Raw genomic sequence first — 18,923 nt, 5'->3', positions numbered from 1 at the left:
TGATTCCCGTCGCCGTTTCGCGATATTGACCTTGCTCATACGGCAGCAGATCGAAGCGGACGCACGGGCCACGCACACGGGCGCAAGTCTCGAGCTGTTGGGAAGACTGGGCGTGGGGGACGATAGGTCCCGTGTCAGGTTATAATAAAACGAGCCAGCAGGCCGCCCCGCAATGTCCGGTGAGACATAAAGGGCGCGTCAAAGCCAGCCAGAAAATCTGAAGTCTAGGAGGCAATTCTTGAACCGCCAGATCTCTGCCAGAGGCAAAGCCCTCGGCATCATCGCCGTCGTCTGCTCATCCGTTCTGCCCCTCGGTACCCTGCCGGCCTCGGCACAGCCGAAGGCATTGTCCGTGGAGCTGAACAAGCTCGAGCCCCAGGGCTCGGGCTGCCGCGCCTACGTCGTCGTGCAGAACGACGACGACACGGCCTACACGGCCTTCAAGCTGGATCTGGTGCTGTTCCAGCAGGACGGGGTCATCGGACGGCGCTTCGCCATGGATCTTGCGCCGCTCAAGGCGCAGAAGCGCACCGTGAAGCTCTTCGATCTCGACAACATCGCGTGCGACAAGATCGGAAGCTTCCTCATCAACGACGTCGTGGAATGCAAGGCGGAGGCGGGTCCCGTCGAGAATTGCCTCGCGGGCGTGACGGTCAAATCGCTCACCAGCGCGCAGCTCACGAAGTAGTACGCATTTGTAAAGGGTATCCACCGTGGAGCAGATTACCGCCGCAGCCGGTCACGACTTCTCGATATACGGCCTTGTTCTGCAAGCCGACCCCGTGGTCAAAGCGGTGATGCTCATCCTGGTGCTCGCCTCGGTCGCGTGCTGGGCCATCATCCTCGAAAAGGCGATCCGCCTTTCCAAGCTCAGCCGCGACCTGCGCCGCCTCGAGCGTACGGTCGGCGACAACGTGACCGCCGATGCCCCGCGCGGCCTCGTGCGGACGCTCCTGTCGGCGGCCCATCACGAAGCCGAGGACGGCGGCCGCAACGAGCCGCGCGGCGAGCTCAGGGCCCGCCTCGAGCGTGCCATGCGCTCGGCCCTCAAGGGCGAGCTGCAGCGGCTCGAGGTCGGGCTGCCGTTCCTGGCGACCGTCGGATCGGCGGCGCCGTTCATCGGGCTGTTCGGCACGGTGTGGGGCATCATGAACAGCTTCACGTCGATCGCGCAGCAGAAGGATACGTCGCTGGCGGTGGTGGCGCCCGGCATCGCGGAAGCGCTGTTTGCCACCGCGCTCGGCCTGGCCGCCGCGATCCCGGCGGTGATGGCCTACAACATGATCTCAGTCTCGCTCGGGCGCGGCGCCAACCGCGGCAACACCACCATCACAGAGCTCGCGAGGCGCCTTTCGCGCCCCCAGTCTGAGGGCTTTGCCCGTCCTGTCGGCGCCGAGCCGCTGCGGGCAGGAAAGGCTTCCTGATGGCGATGGCGGTCGGAAATGGCGCCCCGCAGTCGGGCGACGAGGACGACGGCGGCTATCGGCCGATGGCCGAGATCAACATCACGCCCATGGTGGACGTGATGCTCGTGCTCCTCATCATCTTCATGGTCGCCGCTCCCCTCATGGTGGCGGGTGTGCCGCTCGAGCTGCCGAACACGTCGGCCGCCCGTGTCAGCCAGTCGAAGAAGGCCATGGTGGTCTCGCTCGCAGGCGACGGCGCGCTCTACATCCGCGAGGAGCAGGTTTCTCCTGACGGACTCGTGCCGCGGCTCAGGGAGCTGCGCGCCGTCGAGGGCGATACGGTGGTCTACGTGCGCGCGGACAAAAAGAGCAACTACGGCGACGTGATGGACGTTCTGGGCCGCGTCGGCGAGAGCGGATACGGTCGCGTCTCGCTGCTCTCGCAACCCAAGCCCCAGGGCGCTCAATAGCAGAGGATGCGGAGCCGCCACGCGCGATGAACCTGCGGTTCTTCACATGGCTGATCTCCTTTGCGCTCCACGGTGCCGTCGCGGGGTTCTTCCTGATCACGCCCGGTGGCGCAGCGCTCGATCAGGGCACCGGCGACACCACATTCGTGGTCGAGCAGGGCATCGCCATCGAGGGTCTGTCCAGGATCGGCGAGGCGCAGACCAATATCGATGCCGTCGAGGCGCCGCCACCCGTGGTCCAGTCCGTCCCGCCGATGGAGGAGGTGAAGCCGCTCGAGGAGGATGTGCAGCACGTCATCGGCTCGGAGTTCGGACCGGAGCAGGAGCAGGTCACCCACGAGCCCAAACCCGAAGAGGTGCAGGAGGTCGAGCCGGAGCAGATCGCAGCCATCGAGCAGACGGAGATCGCCGTCGACGAGCAGCGGGCCTCCGGCGCAAAGCAGACGGGCGGCGACACGACGGCCATGTCCGCCTATCGCGGCAAGCTGTTCGCGCATATCTCGTCGAAGAAGATCAATCCGCGCTCGCGGCATTCGGGGACGGTCGTGATCCGTTTCACGGTCGGCGAGCAGGGCGAGCTCATCTCGCGCGAGATCGCGGCCAGCTCGGGCTCGAAGCTGCTCGATGACGCGGCCGTCGCCTCCATCGAGCGCGCGGCTCCCTTCCCCGCCATGCCGACCGAAGCCCGGCGCAACGGTCCGATGGTCGTGTCGGTCCCCTTCAAGTTCTCGGTGCGCTGAGCGGCGCGCCCGGCGCCGCGACTCGACCCTTTCCGATTAGAACAAAAAGTGCAGGCCCCCTCACCCGCGCAGCGTCATGGCGAAGCCATGCTTCGCAAGGACCGCTGCGCGACCTCTCCCCACAGGGGAGAGGTGAAGTGGGGGCGTGATCGTCTTCACCTCTCCCCGTTGGGGAGAGGTCGGATGCGATCGCAGATCGCGTCCGGGTGAGGGGGCCTGCACTGCTTCATTCAGAAAGGCTCTTAGAACACGCGCAACTTGCTGATGCGCCTGTCGACATCCCGGAACGTCGTCACCCATTGCCGTATCGTGTCCGCGAGCGCCAGGATCGCCGGCGCCGAGAGCCGCAACGTCGCCTCGGCGCCGCGCCCGTCGAGCGCGATCAGGCCGCACTGCTTGAGATCGAACACGTAGCGGCGGATGGTCTCCTCCTTGTAGCGATCCCTGAAGTGGCGCGAGAGCGCGCTCATCGACAGCAGGCCGTCGCTGAGCCAGGTTTCGCCCTTGCGTACGCCGAACGGGTTCTCGCGGGCCGCATAGGATTCGAGAAGGAACATCAGCAGGTACCAGTAGGAGATCGTCTTCTGGCGGTCGTCGCGCGTAAAGGTATCGGGCCGGCCGCCCATCGCCGCGACAGCCCTGTTGAGGCAGGCGATCCAGTAGTCGAACTGCTCGTCGGTGAGCACCCGGAACAGCCGAACCAGCATCTCCTCGTCGCTGCCGCCACCGGCGCCCGTAACAATTCGTGATCTCGCCTTCGCCATCGCGCGCTTGACTCCGGGATTGGGATTCCGTATCTCAATTGAGACTGGGATTAACAATCCCAATCTTCGTTGCCGATAAATAGCAAGCCTGCCCAGCGCACTCAACCGTCGAGTGCGAACACGCGAGGCTGCGCTCACAACCAGGGAGGATCCAAAAATGCACCAGTTGATGGCGCTGGACGAGTGGCAGCGCTTCTTGGCGGAGCGCTGCGGGCCTTGGCCGCTGATGAATGCCATGAGCTTGGCCTTCGTGCCGGCGCAAGTGTGGACTGCGACCGCGGTCACACTCTACGCGTCGTGGGTCAATCTCCTGATCGCAACGTCGTTGCCGCCGACGCCTCGCGACCCCAATGCGCCGCAGTAAACCCTTCACAATGGAGATTTGCCATGATGCCCGGCGTAGACATGAACAAGGTCCACCTCTGGATGGGACTGACGCATCCGGTCTTTGGCCCGATGAACCTCGTCACCTACTCCTATGCCATCTGGTACACTTGGTACACCGAGTGGATCAGGATCCTGATCGACACGACCTACGTCGATCGGACGAAGAATCAGCCCCCGCGCTCCTAGATGCACTGGGGCCGACGCAGGCCCTCCGCCCGTGAACGGCACCACGGTCTGCCGCTGCAGTCCCAGGCCCTCGATCTCGAGCTCCATCACGTCGCCGACGACGAGGTACTGCGGCGGCTTCATTCCGCACCCAACGCCCGGCGGCGTGCCCGTGGTCACCACGTCGCCCGGCTCGAGCACCATGAACTGCGTGATGTAGGACACGAGGTACGGGATCGAGAAGATCATGGTCGACGTCGACCCCTTCTGCCTCACCTCGCCGTTTATCTTGAGCGACATCGAGAGATTGCCCGCATCCGGGATCTCGTCCGTCGTCACCAGCCAGGGACCCAGCGGGGCGAAGGTCTCGCATGCCTTGCCCTTGACCCACTGCCCGTTGCGCTTCGACTGGAAGCGCCGCTCCGAGACATCGTTGCAGATCGTGTAGCCGGCCACGTGGTCGAGCGCGTCTTTCTCCTCGACGTAGCGCGCGCGCTTGCCGATCACGAACGCAATCTCGAGCTCCCAGTCCATGCGGTTGGCGCCCTTGGGATAGATTACGTCGTCGAACGGCCCCGAGACCGTGTTGCCGAGCTTATTGAACAGGATCGGCTCCAACGGGATCTCCTGCCCGGTCTCCTTGGCATGGTCGGCGTAGTTGAGGCCGACGGCGATGAAGCTCCAGGGCCGTGCGACCGGCGCGCCGAGCCGCACGCCTTCGGGCGCAAGCGGCAGCGAGGCGGGATCGAGGGCGCGCAGCCGCGCCAGGCTCTCCGGCGACAGCGTCTCGCCCGTGATGTCGGCCACATGCTGGGAGAGATCGCGGACCTTGCCATTCGCGTCGACGACACCGGGCTTCTCCGCGTCCTTTGGGCCGAACCGTACGAGCTTCATGAAACCTTTCCCCCAGTTCGCAAATTCGCCTATTTAGGGCGGCTAGGAGGCCGCCGATGTTCGAGGGCTTTACATCACACACCGTTCCCGGCGGCAACGGCCTAGAGATCGCAGCCGTTAAGGGCGGCGCCGGGCCGCCCCTGCTGCTGCTGCACGGTTACCCACAGACGCGCGCGTGCTGGCGCAAGATCGCGGGGGGCCTTGCCCGGCGCTTCACCGTCGTCGCCGCGGACCTGCGCGGCTACGGCGCCTCGAGCAAGCCGCCCGGCGGTGGCGACCATGCCGTCTACTCGAAGCGTGCCATGGCCGCCGACCAGGTGGCGCTGATGCGTGCGCTCGGATTTCCGCGCTTTCGCCTCGTCGGCCACGACCGCGGCGGCCGCGTCGCCCATCGCCTGGCGCTTGACCACCCCGACGCCGTCGAGCGGCTCGCCGTGCTCGACATCTGCCCGACGGCAACGATGTTCGCCGCCACCAACCAAGCGTTCGCCACGTCCTACTACCACTGGTTCTTCCTGATCCAGCCGGCGGATCTTCCCGAGCGCATGATCGCCAACAACACGCACGCCTACATCCGCCAGACCATCGCCTCCTGGTGCAAGACCGAGGGCGCCTTCGACGAGGCGATCCTGCGCCACTATGTGGAGGCCTACTTCGATCCGGCCGCCATCCACGGCGCGTGCGAGGACTACCGCGCCGCGGCCGGCATCGACCTGGTGCACGACATGGAGAGCGACGCCGCCGGCCACAAGCTCACCATGCCGGTGCTCGCGCTGTGGGGCGGACGCGGCACGGTGGGCCGGATGTTCGACGTGCTCGCCACCTGGCGCGAGAAATCCACGGCGCCGGTCACCGGCCACGCGCTCGACTGCGGCCATTTCCTGGCCGAGGAGGCTCCCGAGGAAACGCTGAAATCGCTCCTCGATTTCCTTTGACTTGCCGATACTCCACAGGGACGGGGCGCCGCCACCTTCTCCGGCGCGCCGACTCGGCCCAAGAACAATGTCCTTGGGCTATTGGCCTGGAGAGAGGACGCATGTCGCTGCTGTTCCGGATCGTCTATGCCGCGCACGCCACCGGCACACACCACAAGCTCGCGCTCGACGCGCTGCGCCATCTCGCATGCCCGGAATACGAATACTGGCAGCGCGTGTTCCTGAAGTACGCCGAGCCCTACATGCAGGGCTCGAAGGCTCCGGACAACGAGTTCAAGGATTTCAAGAACCACGTCCTCCATGTGCGCGACGGCTATTGGGGCGGCGCGCTCGGCAAGGCCGAGGAATGGTATTTGACGCTCGTCTATGCGCTTGGGCGCCAGGATTGGGCCGAAGCCGCCTGGAGCGCGGGCGTTCTATCGCATTACGTCACCGATCCCATCCAGCCGTTCCACACCGGGCAGTCGGACGCCGAGAACAGCATCCATCGCGCGGCGGAGTGGTCGATCTCGCGCTCCTACGACGCGCTGAGGGCGGAGGGCCTTGCCGCGCACGGCCACTTCACGGTCACGGCTGCCACAAGCGACACTTGGCTGCGCGAGCTGATCGTCGCCGGCGCCGAGAAGGCCAATGCGCACTACGAAACGCTGATCGCCCATTACGACCTCACGAAAGGCGTGAGCGATCCGCCCTCCGGCCTCGATCTTGTCAGCCGCAAGATCCTGGGCGAACTCGTCGTCCATGCTGCGGCGACGTTCGGCGCCGTGCTCGACCGCGCGTTCGAGGAGGCCGCCGTGGCCCCGCCGGAGGTCGATCTCGCACTCGACACCGCGCTGGCCGCGGTGCGGATTCCGGCCAAGACGCTCGCCAAGCGCCTCGCCGACGCCGAGGACCGCCGCATCGTAACGGCCATGTACGACGAGCTCGTCACCACGGGCCGCGTGGAGGCGACTCTGCCTGAGGACGACCGCGTGGTGCGCGACCTCTATGCGCAGGAGATCGAGGCTCCGCGACAGGCCGAGCGCGCTGCCCAACGGGCCGCGGCTTTGGCCAAGGGCGCCGAGACGCCGCCCGCCGCGCACTCCACGGCACGGTCTGTGCCGCCCGCGACGCTGGTCCCGGCCGACCGTCCGAAAGCCTACCTCGCCAACGCCGACGCCATCGAGCGCGCACCCTCGATCGGCCCCCGCATGGCCAAGCGCCTTGCACCACTCGGCATCAAGACGGTCGCGGACTTCCTCGCCGCTTCCGCCTATCTCACTGCGGACTCGCTGCGCTCGCGCACCGTAAAGGCGGAGACGATCTTCCTGTGGCAGGACCAGTGCCGGCTGATGATGGACATCCCCGGTCTGCGTGGCGGCCACGCCGAGCTTCTGGCCGGAGCGGGCTACCGGACCGCCGAAGGCCTCGCCGCGGCCGAGGAGACAAAGCTCTGCGCCGACGTGCTCGCGTTTGCTGCGACACCGGCCGGCCAGCGCATCCTGCGGGAGGGCGCGCCGCCCGACATCGAGAGGATCAGGGGCTGGCTCGCCGTGGCGAAAACAGCACGCGCTGCCTGACGTGACGAGCCCTTGGGAAGAGCTTTGAACGACTTTTGTCGCCCTTTTTCGGTAGCCTTTCCGGATTGACACACCCCGCGAGCGCACTATCCGTAGGAGACGGATTGGCGCGGGGGTGCCCGCAGACGTGACAGGAACCGCACGATGACCAACAGAACGGCAGCTTCGATTGAACGCAGCTCGGAAACCACGGGCACCGGCCTTTGGATCGCCCTCATCGCCGGACTGACGGTGATCGGAAGCTACGCGCTCGCCTGCGTGGCGCCGCTCGCCGCCGTCGCCGCGCTGGCTGCCCTGACGCTGTCGCGGACCGAGGGTCTGATCCTCGTGGTGGCCGCTTGGCTCGTCAATCAGGCCGTCGGCTTCCTGCTGCTCAGCTACCCGCACACGGCGGAGACCTATGCCTGGGGCGCGGCCATCGGCGCGGCAGCTGTGCTCGGCTATTTCGCCGCTGCCAGCGTCGTCCCGCGCGTGAAATCGACGCTCGTCGCTGTCGTGGCGAGCTTTATCGCGGCCTTCGCGGTCTATCAGGCCGGACTCTATGCCTTCGGCGTCGCGACGTCGTATGCGGGGGATTCCTTCTCGCTCGCGGTGGTGGGCGAGGTGCTCATGATCAACGCCGTAGCCTATGTCGGCTTCCTGGCCATCCACCGCGCCGCCGTGGCGCTGGCGCTGGTGAAGCCGGCTGTGCACGCGGCCCCCGTCTCGGCCTGAGCGGCGCGCACCTTGCGGCGCTATCCGGCCGAGCGGATCGTCTGCCTCACGGAGGAGACGGTGGAGACGCTCTACCTGCTCGGCGAGCAGGACCGCATCGTCGGCGTCTCGGGCTATGCCGTGCGGCCACCGCAAGTGCGCAAGGAGAAGCCGCGCGTCTCGTCCTTCACCTCGGCGGACGTGGCGCGCATCGCCGCGCTCAAGCCCGACCTGGTGCTCGCCTTCTCCGACATCCAGGGACCGATCATCCCGGATCTCGCCCGTGCGGGCCTCTCGGTCTACCTCTTCAATCAGCGCGACCTCGCCGGCATCTTCGCCATGATCCGCACTCTCGGCGCGCTCATCGGCTGCCCCGAGAAGGCGGACGCGCTCGCCCGCCGGCTCGAAGCGCGCCTCGACGAGGTGGCGGCCGAGACCAAAGGCATAGCCGTGCGCCCGCGCGTCTATTTCGAGGAATGGGACAACCCGATGATCTCAGGCATCGGCTGGGTGTCGGAGCTGGTCGAGATCGCGGGCGGCATCGACATCTTCGCCGAGCTCAGCACGAAGGCGGAGGCGAAGGAGCGCATCGTCACCTCCGAAGAGGTCATCGCACGCAGCCCCGAGGTAGTGCTCGCCTCCTGGTGCGGAAAGAAGGTGCGCCTCGACAGCTTCAAGGCGCGGGAGGGCTGGGGCGCCGTGCCGGCGGTGCAAGCGGGTCGCATCGTCGAGATCAAGTCGCCGTTGATCCTGCAGCCTGGCCCCGCCGCCTTGACCGACGGCCTCGACGCCATCCGCGCAGCTCTGCGTTAGGCCTCCCCGGTCGTTACCGACACAAGGCTTTTCTCTTTCGCGACCGGATCAGTGCAGTGTCTGCGAGCGGCTTTCGGTTACGACGTTGCGCTCGAAGGTGTCGTCGTCCACGCTCGACTGGTAGCCCTCGACGGTGCGTTTCAGGATGGACTGCACGGCGGACTTGTCGCGTATCTCCATCGCCTGCTTGAGCAGGCCGAGCTCATGGTAGAGATCGGTTTTCGTGTGGAAGGGCTCGTCCGACTTGAAGATGCGCGGGTGCTCGGTGGTCTCGGTGTGCACCCCGATCAAGAGCTCCTCGTAGAGCTTCTCGCCGGGCCTCAGACCGATGTAGGTGATCTCGATGTCGCCGTGCGGATTGGCCTCGTCGCGCACCTCGAGGTTGGACAGGCGCACCATCAGCCGCGCCAGATCATCGATGCGCACCGGATCGCCCATGTGCAGCACGAACACCTCGCCGCCCTTCGCCATAGCGCCGGCCTGGATGACCAGCTCCGCGGCCTCGGGAATCGACATGAAGAAGCGCGTCACGTTGGGGTGCGTGACGGTGATCGGGCCGCCGCTGCGGATCTGCTCGCGGAATAGCGGCACGACGGAGCCGGAGCTCTCGAGCACATTGCCGAAGCGCACCATGGTGAAGACCGTCGCCCTGTCACTGCCGGCCGCCTCCGCCTGCAGCACGAGCTCGGCGAGTCTCTTGCTCGCCCCCATGATGTTCGTGGGCCGCACGGCCTTGTCGGTCGACACCAGAACGAAGCGCTCCACGCCGTGCTTGCGGGCGGCCTGCGCTGCCACCACTGTGCCGAAGACGTTGTTCTCAAGGCCGGAGAACGGGTTCAGCTCCACCATCGGCACGTGCTTGTAAGCCGCCGCGTGATAGATCGCCTCGATACCGTTCTCGACGATCACCTGGTCCAAGAGGCGCGCGTCGGTGACGGAGCCGAGCACGACCTTGATCTCGGGCGGCTTGAGGTCATTGCGAAGGCGCCGGCGAAGCTCGATCTCGATGTTGTAGAGGGCGCTTTCCGAGATATCGAGAAGCACGAGGCGGCGCGGCGAGCGGCCGGAAATCTGGCGGACGAGCTCGGAGCCGATCGACCCCCCCGCGCCGGTGACGAGGATCGACTTGCCAGCCGTATGGCGCTCCATCAGCCCGATGTCGGGCACCACCGCATCGCGCCCCAGAATGTCGCCGACCTCGACGGCGCGCAGGCTGTTCATGCTCACGTGCCCCGATGCGACGTCCTCGTAGGTCGGAAGGATCTTGACCGCGACCGGGTACCGCTCCAGCTCCTGCAGCACGCGCCTGCGCTCCTGGCGGCGGTTGCCCGGCAATGCGATCAGGACCTCGCGCACCTTCTCGCGCTCGATGAGACGGCCGATGCGATGCGGCGGGTAGACCTTGAGGTCGCTCACGTACTGGCGCCAGAGATTTGGCGACGAATCCACGAAGCCGACGACGTGGCGATCGCGCGCCTTGCGGATGGCGCGCAGCAAGGCGATGCCGAGCTGGTCGGCGCCGTAGATCAGCGTTGCGGTGCGGGCTCGCGCAGCGTTGGCGTCCGGAAAGGTGATGCCGGCGCTCTCGAGCAGCAGCTTGATGCCGGCGCGCGACGCCATGATCGCGGCCGCGCCAAACACGCCGTAGGAGATGATGACGCTGCGCGGAATGCCGTACTGGCCGATCATGAACAGCGCGAGCGCCCAGATCAGCACCGACAAAGCGACGGCGGCGAGCACTTGCGTGTTGCCGCGATAGCCGATGAAGCGGGTCACCATGCGGTAGATGCCGAAGTGCCACAAGGTGGCGACGGTGATCACCGGACCGGCCGTGATCAGGGCGACGGCGATAAGATCGGGAGGAATAAACGGTGTGCCGTAGCGGAGCGACAATGCGATCCAGAGAACGATGAGGAGAAGAAGGAGGTCAGCGACGACCAGGACGGCTCGCTTGGTGTAGCGCGGCAGCGCCAGCATCCAATCGCGCAAGCGCGTCAGATTCCACCACTCGGCCCCCGAACTGCCCAATTTCGCACCCCGACCCGTTTGCCGACACGCGTCATCCTCTCGGGATGAGCCGTGGAGTGAGGCTACAGTATGACCCGCCGCCGGGGACAACAATCAACAATTGCCGGTTGCAGGCAAAGAGCGGGGTCAAAATGTCACTTCATTGAAACAAATGGTCGGAGCGGGGAGATTTGAACTCCCGACCCCCAGTCCCCCAGACTGGTGCGCTAACCAGGCTGCGCTACGCTCCGACTTCGGCCCCCCTTATGTCCGGCAACGGCCCTTCGGTCAACGGCTCGTTCCCTCATCGGCCTCGAGAAGTGCGTCAATAGCGGCTGTCGTCTCGGGCAACAGGCAAAGTGGGGGCAGCGATCGACCCGGCGCCATGGCCACGGCCGCGAACACGTCCGCGGATACCGGCACGTCGTGGACCACGAGGGGACGCGCGAGCGGGGCACGCCGCCCCGGCCGCAGGCGCTCGAGAAGGGGGCCGACGCCGCTCCCCTCAGCCTTCGCGGCTGCCTCGATGCGAACCCAGGCGTTGAGGAAGCGCGCGTCGCGATCGCGGCCGGCCAGAGGGGCATCTTGCGCGAGGGCCACGGCCTCCCTCTCGATCGGCTCGCGGCGCTCCTCCGGAATACGGACGGGGCGCAGATGCTCGATGTCGACCCCGAGCGGGTCGCCGTCGCCGAGCGCGATCAGCGCTACGCCCTCGGTATGAGCCAGACTGATGGCGACGTCGCTCCCGGCGAGCGACAGCTTGCCGGGAGCGCTCCTGACGAACGGGGTGCGACGGATGCAGGGACCAAGCCTTTTCTCAAGAAGGATGCGCAGCGCGATGTGCGCCAGCCGGCGCTCGCGGCGGGCTGCCTCGTCGCTCATCTCGTGAAGGCGGTGGCGGATGTCGTCCGAGAGGCGCGGCGTCGCGGCCTCGATGGCTTCGAGGGCCGCCGCCGTTTTGCCGAGATCAACGAGCCAGAGCTCCGTCTCTGCCATGGTTACCACCCGTGCGCCTCACGAGGGCACACGTGGTGCCGGGTGCCTCCGCCCTTCATCGCATGAGCGGAAGCATACCCCGCTTGCGGCCTACGCGCCGACGGCGCGTGCGCGACGCGGCACACGGACCGGCGCGGTCTTGCCCAGCGACTCAAGCAGAATAGCTCGGCACTGCTCCAGTTCCTTGATCGCAGCCTCGACGGTCGCCAAATGCTCGATGGTGCTGCTGCGGCTACGCGAGCCTCCACGGCGCGCCGGCGGCACGGCGACCGGGCCGCGGCCCTGCGCGTTTGCCCCGCCGATGGCCGGGACGTTCGCCGGCAAAGCGCGTGCGTCGGGCTGAAGCCCACGCGCGCTCGGAGCGCGGCCGTGCTGCTTCACCTGATCGATGCCCTGCTCGCGCAGAATCTTCTGCACGCCCTTGATGGTGTAGCCCTCGGCGTGGAGCAGATGGCGGATGCCGCGCAGGAGTTCCATGTCCTCCGGCCGATAATACCGGCGTCCGCCGCCCCGCTTCATGGGCCGGACCTGCGGGAAGCGTGCTTCCCAGAACCTCAGCACGTGCTTCTGCACATCGAGCTCCTCAGCGACCTCGCTGATGGTTCGAAAAGCTTCCGCTGCCTTGCCCATCGTTACCCCTCGATGCCTTGGCCATGAACGATCCGGACCGCGCCGGTTTGCACTTCGCTGCCGCGCGGCGCCAACCCGCCAAGTCCTTGCGGGCAGTGCCGTACTCACACTGGCATCCCGAATTGCTTGAAGATGCGCAAACGCCCACGCCACAGCTTGCTTCGACAAGCATACCGCCAACGTCGCGCGCCGTCTCGATCAATCGGATCAGAAGATCACAGCTTTTTTCAACAGCGGCGCGCGCGACTCACCGCATCGCGACATCACAGACTTGTCGACGGTTTGTTGGTTTTTTTCGCGGCACGCTCAGCGCACGAGCACATCTCGTCCCGAGTGCTCACGCGATGCGCATCACGCACGCCGCACACGCATCAAAAAAAATCGGGGCACACCCGCACGCGTGCTGACGCGCGTCATTCGCGCGCAGAACTCCGGCTCACCAGACCGCGAGGCTACTCAGCAGCCTTGGTCCGCCGCGAGCGGCCGGAGTTGATACGGTCCTTCATGATGTTGCTCGGACGGAACACCAGCACGCGGCGCGGCGTGATCGGCACTTCCTTGCCCGTCTTGGGATTGCGACCGATGCGCTCACCCTTCTGGCGAATGCCAAATGAGCCGAATGACGAGAGCTTTACCTGCTCTCCGCGCGCCAAACTGTCCGAAATCTCGTTCAGCACGAGTTCGACAAGCTCCTGAGACTCATTCCTCGGCAGGCCGACCTTCCGGACCACTGCCTCGGCCAGATCGGCACGTGTCAGTGTCTTCCCGCTCATCACGCAGCGCCTCCCCGTAGTTAGGTATTATTCCTGATGCTACCGAGACGCGAGCGCGCGGTCAATGACAGATCGCAACAAGCAACTGAAATCGCACACATAATTAGCGATCGTTTCGACGGCGCGATTCTTAACCTTCAGCGGGCGGATTTGTGCGGCGCACTCCCGCTCGCTCTCGCAATTGCGAGATCACCAGCGGGCCAGCGCCGCACCCCACGTAAACCCGCCTCCCATGGCCTCCATGAGGACCAGGCTGCCCTCTCCGAGACGATGCTCCTCGAAGGCTTGGTTAAGGGCTAGCGGGATCGACGCAGCAGACGTATTGCCGTGCTTTTCGAGCGTCTTGACGATCTTCCCCTGGTCGATGCCAAGCTTCTTAGCGATGCCGTCAAGGATGCGGACATTGGCCTGGTGAGGAACGAACAGGTCGATCTCGTCCGCCGCGTAGCCGGTGGCCACCAGAGTCTCCTCGATGACGCCCGAAATCTTTTGCACTGCATGGCGGAACACTTCGCGTCCGTTCATGCGCAGGTGCCCCACGGTTTTGGTCGAGCCCGGGCCGCCATCCACATAAAGCAGATCCTCGAACCGGCCGTCGGAGCGGATCAGCGTCGCAAGAATGCCGCGATCCTCGCGTGTGCCGTGCTGCGGCTGGGCCTCAAGCACGACGGCGCCGGCGCCGTCGCCGAACAACACGCACGTGGCGCGGTCGGTCCAGTCGAGAATGCGGGAGAAGGTCTCGGCGCCGACCACGAGCGCGCGGTTGGATTGTCCCGTCCTGATGAAATTGTCGGCAATCGACAGCGCATAGACAAATCCTGAGCATACCGCCTGCACGTCGAAGGCGGCGCCCTTGGTGACGCCGAGCGCGGACTGGATGCGCACGGCCGTGGACGGGAAGGTTCGGTCCGGGGTGGCGGTCGCGCAAACGATGAGGTCGATGTCCACGGGATCGATGCCGGCCCGCACCAGCGCCTGGTGGGCGGCGGCGGTCCCCAATGTCGAGGTCAGCTCGTCGTCGGCGGCGATGTAGCGCTGGCGGATGCCGCTTCTCTCGACGATCCATTCGTCGGACGTGTCGACGATCTTTGCCAGATCGGCGTTGGTCATGACGCGCTTCGGCAGATTGGCGCCCACACCGCGGATGACCGATCGAATGACTGCCAAGGTGTATCCTCTTCGTTCGTGATTATTGGGGCTTCGCGGAGCCCAGGGCGCTCGTGGAAACCGGCTGCTCCGTGCCGAGCCGGTGATGGAAAGCCTCGAGATCGGCGGCCAGGCGGCCGAGCAGGCCGCTTTCGGCCATTTCGTAGCCGAGATCCACGGCGCTCGCAAAGCCGAGCGCGTCCGTGCCGCCGTGGCTCTTCACCGCAATGCCGTTGAGGCCCAGGAACGTGCCGCCATTGACGCGCCTCGGGTCCATCTTCTCCTTGAGCACCCGGAAGCCGCCGCGGGCCAGGAACGCGCCGATGCGCGACAAAAGGGTGCGCATCATGGCGTCCTTCAGATACTGGCCGATCTGCCTGGCCGTTCCTTCGGCGGTCTTGAGCGCGATGTTGCCGGCAAAGCCCTCGACCACGACCACATCCACCTTGCCGTGCCCGATCTCGTCGCCCTCGATGAAGCCGCGGTATTCGAGCGGCAGCTCGACCTCTTTGAGAAGGGCATGGGCTTCCCTGACCTCCTCGGCTCCCTTGATCTCCTCGACGCCGACGTTCAGCAGACCGACGGTCGGGCGCTCGACGTGGAACAGCGCGCGCGCCATGGCGGCGCCCATGAGCGCGAAATCGGTGAGCTGGCGGGCGGTGGCGCCGATGTTGGCGCCGACGTCCAGCACGATGCATTCGGCGGTGACCGTCGGCCAGAGGGCCGCGATCGCCGGGCGCTCGATGCCTTTCATCGGGCGCAGGATGAGCTTGGCCATGGCCATCAGCGCGCCGGTATTGCCCGCAGAGACGGCCGCATGTGCCTCGCCCTTCTGCACAGCCTCGAGGGCGAGCCACATGCTCGAGCCCTTGCCGCGGCGGAGCGCCTGGCTCGGCTTCTCGTGCATGGCGACGACCTGGGTGGTGTGAACGACGCGCGCGCGCGCGGCAAGCGCCGGATGGGCGGCGAGGACCGGCGCGATACGCGCCTCGTCGCCGAAGAAGATGAACTGCAACGCCGGATAGCGCTCAAGGGAGATCGCGGCTCCCGGGACCACCACCTCGGGACCGTGATCGCCGCCCATGGCGTCGAGCGCTAATGTCCGCGGCTGAGCCATCTGGCGCTTCTTGATCCTGTCGACCGAGCCCGCCAGCTTTCCGTCCCCCGGAAGCAGGGCCAGCGGGAAAATACTCGTTTGCATGTGCGAAACAACTCATTTCCGCCGGCCGGGAGCGGATCGCGCATCCCCGGAGTAGAAACCCCCTTGCAGACGAAAGTCTCTTGCGGAATCCAGCGTGCCGCAAGCCGAAGGTTTAGGACTGCGGTTTGAGCTTCGCCAATGCGGCAAACGGACTTGCCCCGCCCGGATCGGCCGCGATCTTGGGATCAACCCAGTCGAATGTCGCCCCGGACGCGCGCGGATAGGGCGGAAGCGCTGCCGACAGAATACCGAAGACCATGGTGCCGACCTCGATGCGGCCGTCCTCGATCGGCTCGATGTCCGGGATGCTCAACACCTCGCGCTCGCCCGACGCCGGCTGCTCGTCCTCCAGCGAATCGGCCGGCCCGAGCTCGATCGCGAACGCCTCCGACAGGCGGGCCGGAACCGGATCGAGCGTGACGACACAGGCCTGCGTCACCTCCGCTTCGAGCGTGCCGGAAAACGTGTAACGCCCCGCGCCGCGCGGCTCGATACGATAGGCCACGCTCAGGCTCTCGCAGGACAGGATATCGAGCTCACGCGCGAGCTCGATGCGCTCCTCGTCAGTCGCCGTGCGCGTGCGGCTCAAGCCGCGCTCGCCGATGTCGGCCACGAAATGGGTCCAGTCGCGGAGGGCGGTCATGCTGCGCCTCTTGGAGGTTCTGCGAGCGCGGCCATATCCGCAGGCTCGGGAAGGGCGATCGCGCCAGCGAGCAGCCTCTCGGCCGCGACGGCACGCAGATCGGCGACGGCTTTCAGCGTCAGGCGGGCGAGCGCCTCGGCGCCTTCCGGATCCGCGTCCAGGCCAGGGACGGTGGCTGCCAGCTCGCGTGCCACCGCCGGCATGGGCTCGCGGGATGCGGCCGCGCGGCGGTAGGCAAGGCACCGCTCGCCGAGCGCCTGGGCGGCGCGCTTGACCTTCTTCGGCACCGAAAGGTCGCCAACCCCCATCTCGCGCAGGCAGTCGTCGATGTCAGTGATGAAGGTCTCGGTCAGGAGGCGGGCGATGCGACGCTCCTGCGCGCCGCCGCTTTGTAGCCGTTCCAGCAGCGGAAACATCAGCAGGATGATCATGGCGGTGCGCCCTTCCGGGGTGTCGAGGACACCATGGCGCGCAAAAAACACGGGATGGCGGGCATGGGCCACGATCGCGCCATAAAGGTCGATTGCTGTGCGCCGATCTTGGGCTCTGCTTCTAAACCATGAGAGCACGCGGTTTTTTCAACCTCTTGCTGAAGGGTGTCAGGCCTTCGATAGGACCGATCTTGGTCCGTGAAGACCCGCCGTTGCCTTGCGGCCTCCTTTTAGCTAAGGGCGGGACGTGAGCACAGGGGTTACATGAGTCTCCCAAGGGGTCGTTGCACTATGCGCCGTGAGGACGCACCGGGTCAAAGCGCTGAGCGCAGCAGGGCCAGAGATCTGGCCTTGCGCGCGCTGATGCCGGTGCTGCTGGCGGCCATGGTCGTCATCTCGGCCTGCAGCGAGCAAATCACCAAGCACGGCCACCTGTTCCGCGAATCCGACATCGCCCAGGTGCAGCCCGGCATGGGCCAGGAGCAGGTGAAGCTCGTCCTTGGCACGCCGACGACGACCACCACCTACGGCAACGGCTCGGCCTACTACTACATCTCGAGCACCGAGAAGCGGACCGCGTTCATGAAGGGCAACGAGGTGGACCGGCAGGTGCTCGCCGTCTACTTCACGCCGAATGCGACCGTCGACCGCGTGGCCAACTACGGGCTCAAGGACGGCAAGGTTTTCGACTTCGTCTCGCGCACGACGCCGGCGCCGGGCGGCAACGAGGACGGGCTCTTGAAGCAGCTCTTCCGCAACCTCGGCACGAAGCAGATCTTCGGGGATTGAGCAGCGCTCCGCGGCAGCTCGTTCGGGCCGCGCCGCAACGTGGGCTGAAGGACGCACGATGGACGAACCCGGCGAAGCAGCGCTCGTTGCGCAGGTCCACGGATTCGTCCGTACGGCGGTCGCGCGCGGCGACCGGACATTCGCGGACGTTCTGGAGGAGGCCGTCGAATACGTCCTCGACGAGCACGAGGACGCGGATGCGGAAACGGTTGAACGCATCTGCGAGGCGGAGATCGACAAGGCATTCGCCGCCCACCTCGCCGCGCAGGCAACGTGGCCCGAGATCACCGATTGCGATCGCCTCGACCGCGCGTTCGAGGCGCTGAACGACGGCGGCATCGTCGCCCGGCACGACTTCTCCTGCTGCCAGAACTGCGGACTCGCCGAGATCGGCGAGGAGATCCAGGGCGCCATCGACGCCGGCTTCGACGTCTCGGGCTTCGCCTTCTACCACACGCAGGATACGGACAACGCGGCGGAGGGGCACGGCCTCTACCTCACCTACGGCCACGTGGACGGCGGCGAGGACAACAGCGTCGCCGTCGGGCGCGTGATCGTCGATGCGCTGCGCAAGGCAGGCCTCGACACCGAGTGGGACGGCACGCTCAGAAAGCGCATCGGCGTGCGCCTTGACTGGCGGCGGCGCATTCCGGCCACGGCGGTTGTCCGGCTGGTCAGCAAGTAGGATCACCGTACTTCGACATCGCGCGTCCGGACAAGGTCCGGCAAGCCTTGTGGCAATTCGAGGCGTGTCTGGATCCCGGCCTGCGCCGGGATGACGAGGCTTGCTGTGAAGCCGAGCCAAGCACGCGGAGATGTACTGCACTCAGCGCACGCTCCAGCGCTGCGATCCCACAATGCGGAAGCCCCGGAACGGAAGCCGATCCGGGGCTTGCTTCTCCCGCTCTTGCTTTTATTGCTTCAAGATCTCGGCCGTCGGCCGAGGCGTGTTCTGTGTCTCCGGCGGCAGCACCGGATAGTCGATGCGCGGCACGTCGCCGGTGAGCGTGTGCAGGAACTCGACAAGGGCGTCGACCTCGTTGGGCGCGAGCTCGGTGCCGAGCTGCGAGCTGCTCATGACGGCGACCGCCTGCTTCAAGTCCCAGACCTTTCCGGAATGGAAGTAGGGTGCAGTGACCGCGACGTTGCGCAGCGGAGCGGCGCGGAACACATACTGGTCGTCGGCCGTCTTGGTGACTGCGAACCGGCCCTGGTCACCCTCGGGTAGCACCTCGGCGCCCGGCTTCTCGATGACGCCGAAGGGGAAGTATCCGTTGCCGCCGACGTTGATGCCGTTGTGACAGGCGGCGCAGCCCTTATCCATGAAGAGGTTGAGGCCGGTCTTCTGCACATCGGAGAGCGCCCCGTCGTCGCCGTTCAAAAACTTGTCGAACGGCGCCGGCGTGAGCAGCGTCGCCTCGAAGGCCTCGATCGCCTTGGCCATGTTGTCGAAGGTCACGGGATCCTTCTCGCCCGGGAAG

Annotated in this window: 21 protein-coding genes, 1 tRNA gene and 1 pseudogene; 11 read left to right on the top strand and 12 right to left on the bottom strand. The window is 66.2% G+C overall.

From position 1 onward, the window contains the following. Nucleotides 1–238 precede the first annotated feature (238 nt). The 4 genes from IT540_RS02990 to IT540_RS02975 are packed head-to-tail and all read left to right on the top strand — an operon-like array spanning nt 239 to nt 2,616. Nucleotides 239–688 carry a hypothetical protein gene (locus IT540_RS02990; protein WP_291173058.1) on the top strand — a complete coding sequence of 150 codons (450 nt, stop codon included), beginning with the start codon at nt 239–241 and terminating at the stop codon, nt 686–688. A 25-nt stretch (nt 689–713) separates the two neighbouring features. Continuing rightward, nucleotides 714–1,424, top strand: a complete 711-nt coding sequence (locus IT540_RS02985) for a MotA/TolQ/ExbB proton channel family protein (protein ID WP_291173055.1) — start codon at nt 714–716, stop codon at nt 1,422–1,424. Further along, nucleotides 1,424–1,876 (top strand): biopolymer transporter ExbD, encoded by a 453-nt coding sequence (locus IT540_RS02980; RefSeq protein WP_291173052.1) that lies wholly within the window; start codon nt 1,424–1,426, stop codon nt 1,874–1,876. The genes IT540_RS02985 and IT540_RS02980 overlap by 1 nt, the downstream gene beginning before the upstream one ends. 26 nt (nt 1,877–1,902) lie before the next feature. Continuing rightward, nucleotides 1,903–2,616 carry an energy transducer TonB gene (locus tag IT540_RS02975; RefSeq protein WP_291173049.1) on the top strand — a complete coding sequence of 238 codons (714 nt, stop codon included), beginning with the start codon at nt 1,903–1,905 and terminating at the stop codon, nt 2,614–2,616. Nucleotides 2,617–2,858: 242 nt separating this feature from the next. Here IT540_RS02975 and IT540_RS02970 read toward each other — a convergent pair whose 3' ends face one another. Next, nucleotides 2,859–3,380: a hypothetical protein gene (locus IT540_RS02970; protein WP_291173046.1), complete on the bottom strand. Its 522-nt coding sequence runs from the start codon at nt 3,378–3,380 to the stop codon at nt 2,859–2,861. Nucleotides 3,381–3,537: 157 nt separating this feature from the next. On the opposite strand from IT540_RS02970, the gene IT540_RS02965 reads away from it, so the two are divergent. After that, the gene (locus IT540_RS02965) at nt 3,538–3,744 is read left to right on the top strand and encodes a hypothetical protein (protein WP_291173043.1); all 207 of its coding nucleotides are present in this window, start codon (nt 3,538–3,540) and stop codon (nt 3,742–3,744) included. A gap of 248 nt (nt 3,745–3,992) precedes the next feature. Here IT540_RS02965 and IT540_RS02960 read toward each other — a convergent pair. Then, nucleotides 3,993–4,826 (bottom strand): annotated as a pseudogene (locus IT540_RS02960) (fumarylacetoacetate hydrolase family protein); the annotation flags it as partial. A 56-nt stretch (nt 4,827–4,882) separates the two neighbouring features. Here IT540_RS02960 and IT540_RS02955 point away from each other — a divergent pair. The 4 genes from IT540_RS02955 to IT540_RS02940 all read left to right on the top strand — a co-directional run bounded on the left by IT540_RS02955 (nt 4,883) and on the right by IT540_RS02940 (nt 8,826). After that, nucleotides 4,883–5,761, top strand: coding sequence for an alpha/beta hydrolase (locus IT540_RS02955; protein WP_291173040.1), 879 nt, complete (start codon nt 4,883–4,885; stop codon nt 5,759–5,761). Between the two features lie 101 nt (nt 5,762–5,862). Then, nucleotides 5,863–7,320: a DUF4332 domain-containing protein gene (locus IT540_RS02950; RefSeq protein WP_291173038.1), complete on the top strand. Its 1,458-nt coding sequence runs from the start codon at nt 5,863–5,865 to the stop codon at nt 7,318–7,320. A gap of 144 nt (nt 7,321–7,464) precedes the next feature. Beyond that, nucleotides 7,465–8,034, top strand: coding sequence for a hypothetical protein (locus IT540_RS02945; protein ID WP_291173036.1), 570 nt, complete (start codon nt 7,465–7,467; stop codon nt 8,032–8,034). 12 nt (nt 8,035–8,046) lie between these two features. Then, nucleotides 8,047–8,826: a cobalamin-binding protein gene (locus tag IT540_RS02940; protein WP_291173034.1), complete on the top strand. Its 780-nt coding sequence runs from the start codon at nt 8,047–8,049 to the stop codon at nt 8,824–8,826. A gap of 48 nt (nt 8,827–8,874) precedes the next feature. On the opposite strand, the gene IT540_RS02935 is transcribed toward IT540_RS02940, so the two are convergent. The 9 genes from IT540_RS02935 to IT540_RS02895 form a co-directional block, all read right to left on the bottom strand. Next, nucleotides 8,875–10,815, bottom strand: coding sequence for a nucleoside-diphosphate sugar epimerase/dehydratase (locus IT540_RS02935; RefSeq protein ID WP_291173032.1), 1,941 nt, complete (start codon nt 10,813–10,815; stop codon nt 8,875–8,877). A gap of 191 nt (nt 10,816–11,006) precedes the next feature. Beyond that, nucleotides 11,007–11,084, bottom strand: a tRNA-Pro gene (locus IT540_RS02930). Nucleotides 11,085–11,121: 37 nt separating this feature from the next. After that, nucleotides 11,122–11,829 (bottom strand): phosphopantetheinyl transferase, encoded by a 708-nt coding sequence (locus IT540_RS02925; RefSeq protein ID WP_291173030.1) that lies wholly within the window; start codon nt 11,827–11,829, stop codon nt 11,122–11,124. 90 nt (nt 11,830–11,919) lie between these two features. Beyond that, nucleotides 11,920–12,459 carry a MerR family transcriptional regulator gene (locus IT540_RS02920; RefSeq protein ID WP_291173027.1) on the bottom strand — a complete coding sequence of 180 codons (540 nt, stop codon included), beginning with the start codon at nt 12,457–12,459 and terminating at the stop codon, nt 11,920–11,922. Between the two features lie 452 nt (nt 12,460–12,911). Next, on the bottom strand, nt 12,912–13,232 hold the full coding sequence (locus IT540_RS02915) for an integration host factor subunit alpha (protein ID WP_291173025.1): 321 nt from the start codon (nt 13,230–13,232) through the stop codon (nt 12,912–12,914). A gap of 189 nt (nt 13,233–13,421) precedes the next feature. Then, complete coding sequence (locus IT540_RS02910; protein WP_291173022.1) at nt 13,422–14,399, bottom strand: beta-ketoacyl-ACP synthase III; 978 nt, start codon at nt 14,397–14,399, stop codon at nt 13,422–13,424. 22 nt (nt 14,400–14,421) lie between these two features. Then, nucleotides 14,422–15,495 carry a phosphate acyltransferase PlsX gene (plsX, locus tag IT540_RS02905; RefSeq protein ID WP_291173132.1) on the bottom strand — a complete coding sequence of 358 codons (1,074 nt, stop codon included), beginning with the start codon at nt 15,493–15,495 and terminating at the stop codon, nt 14,422–14,424. Nucleotides 15,496–15,691: 196 nt separating this feature from the next. Further along, complete coding sequence (locus IT540_RS02900) at nt 15,692–16,222, bottom strand: DUF177 domain-containing protein (protein ID WP_291173018.1); 531 nt, start codon at nt 16,220–16,222, stop codon at nt 15,692–15,694. Then, nucleotides 16,219–16,725 (bottom strand): ubiquinol-cytochrome C chaperone family protein, encoded by a 507-nt coding sequence (locus IT540_RS02895; protein WP_291173016.1) that lies wholly within the window; start codon nt 16,723–16,725, stop codon nt 16,219–16,221. Before IT540_RS02895 ends, IT540_RS02900 begins: the two co-directional genes overlap by 4 nt. A 279-nt stretch (nt 16,726–17,004) precedes the next feature. Here IT540_RS02895 and bamE point away from each other — a divergent pair, with 279 nt between their 5' ends. Both bamE and IT540_RS02885 read left to right on the top strand, forming a co-directional pair. After that, nucleotides 17,005–17,442, top strand: a complete 438-nt coding sequence (gene bamE / locus IT540_RS02890; protein WP_291173013.1) for an outer membrane protein assembly factor BamE — start codon at nt 17,005–17,007, stop codon at nt 17,440–17,442. A gap of 58 nt (nt 17,443–17,500) precedes the next feature. Then, nucleotides 17,501–18,127 (top strand): hypothetical protein, encoded by a 627-nt coding sequence (locus tag IT540_RS02885; protein WP_291173011.1) that lies wholly within the window; start codon nt 17,501–17,503, stop codon nt 18,125–18,127. Between the two features lie 228 nt (nt 18,128–18,355). Here the strand turns inward: IT540_RS02885 and IT540_RS02880 are convergent. Then, on the bottom strand, nt 18,356–18,923 hold a 568-nt coding region (locus IT540_RS02880), incomplete at its 5' end, for a cytochrome c peroxidase (RefSeq protein ID WP_291173008.1).

Source organism: Hyphomicrobium sp. (assembly GCF_020852195.1).
Taxonomy (GTDB): Bacteria; Pseudomonadota; Alphaproteobacteria; order Rhizobiales; family Hyphomicrobiaceae; genus Hyphomicrobium_C.
This window is presented reverse-complemented; position numbering and strand designations above follow the sequence as displayed.

Excerpts from the sequence above, each read along its gene's own strand:
- IT540_RS02900 (WP_291173018.1), bottom strand. The coding sequence starts at position 16,222 with ATGACCGCCCTCCGCGACTGGACCCATTTCGTGGCCGACATCGGCGAG.
- plsX (WP_291173132.1), bottom strand. The coding sequence starts at position 15,495 with ATGGCTCAGCCGCGGACATTAGCGCTCGACGCCATGGGCGGCGATCAC.
- IT540_RS02925 (WP_291173030.1), bottom strand. The coding sequence starts at position 11,829 with ATGGCAGAGACGGAGCTCTGGCTCGTTGATCTCGGCAAAACGGCGGCG.
- IT540_RS02945 (WP_291173036.1), top strand. The coding sequence starts at position 7,465 with ATGACCAACAGAACGGCAGCTTCGATTGAACGCAGCTCGGAAACCACG.
- IT540_RS02975 (WP_291173049.1), top strand. The coding sequence starts at position 1,903 with ATGAACCTGCGGTTCTTCACATGGCTGATCTCCTTTGCGCTCCACGGT.
- IT540_RS02965 (WP_291173043.1), top strand. The coding sequence starts at position 3,538 with ATGCACCAGTTGATGGCGCTGGACGAGTGGCAGCGCTTCTTGGCGGAG.
- IT540_RS02980 (WP_291173052.1), top strand. The coding sequence starts at position 1,424 with ATGGCGATGGCGGTCGGAAATGGCGCCCCGCAGTCGGGCGACGAGGAC.
- IT540_RS02950 (WP_291173038.1), top strand. The coding sequence starts at position 5,863 with ATGTCGCTGCTGTTCCGGATCGTCTATGCCGCGCACGCCACCGGCACA.
- IT540_RS02885 (WP_291173011.1), top strand. The coding sequence starts at position 17,501 with ATGGACGAACCCGGCGAAGCAGCGCTCGTTGCGCAGGTCCACGGATTC.
- IT540_RS02970 (WP_291173046.1), bottom strand. The coding sequence starts at position 3,380 with ATGGCGAAGGCGAGATCACGAATTGTTACGGGCGCCGGTGGCGGCAGC.
- IT540_RS02915 (WP_291173025.1), bottom strand. The coding sequence starts at position 13,232 with ATGAGCGGGAAGACACTGACACGTGCCGATCTGGCCGAGGCAGTGGTC.
- IT540_RS02955 (WP_291173040.1), top strand. The coding sequence starts at position 4,883 with ATGTTCGAGGGCTTTACATCACACACCGTTCCCGGCGGCAACGGCCTA.
- IT540_RS02920 (WP_291173027.1), bottom strand. The coding sequence starts at position 12,459 with ATGGGCAAGGCAGCGGAAGCTTTTCGAACCATCAGCGAGGTCGCTGAG.